1 rRNA gene is annotated in these 556 nt (G+C 49.5%); it reads right to left on the bottom strand.

Annotation, left to right across the window (positions count from 1 at the left end):
- Positions 1 to 529: ribosomal RNA gene (locus FD32_RS05935) — 16S ribosomal RNA — on the bottom strand; the annotation flags it as partial.
- Positions 530 to 556 lie beyond the last annotated feature (27 nt).

Below are 556 nucleotides of genomic sequence, written 5' to 3'. Positions count from 1 at the left end.
CTGGTTGAATACCGTCACTGCATGAACAGTTACTCTCACGCACGTTCTTCTTCAACAACAGAGTTTTACGAGCCGAAACCCTTCTTCACTCACGCGGTGTTGCTCCATCAGGCTTGCGCCCATTGTGGAAGATTCCCTACTGCTGCCTCCCGTAGGAGTATGGACCGTGTCTCAGTTCCATTGTGGCCGATCAGTCTCTCAACTCGGCTATGCATCATTGCCTTGGTAAGCCGTTACCCTACCAACTAGCTAATGCACCGCGGGCCCATCCTAAAGTGATAGCCGAAACCATCTTTTATACGAAAACCATGTGGTTTTCGTAGTTATGCGGTATTAGCACCTGTTTCCAAATGTTATCCCCCGCTTTAGGGCAGGTTGCCCACGTGTTACTCACCCGTCCGCCGCTCACTGGTAATCCATCGTCAAATCAGTGCAAGCACGTCATATCAGTTGGGCCAGTGCGCTCGACTTGCATGTATTAGGCACACCGCCGGCGTTCATCCTGAGCCAGGATCAAACTCTCATATAAAATATAAGAACTTGAATAGCTCTAATT

It is taken from the genome of Limosilactobacillus panis DSM 6035 (assembly GCF_001435935.1).
Taxonomy (GTDB): Bacteria; Bacillota; Bacilli; order Lactobacillales; family Lactobacillaceae; genus Limosilactobacillus; species Limosilactobacillus panis.
This window is presented reverse-complemented; position numbering and strand designations above follow the sequence as displayed.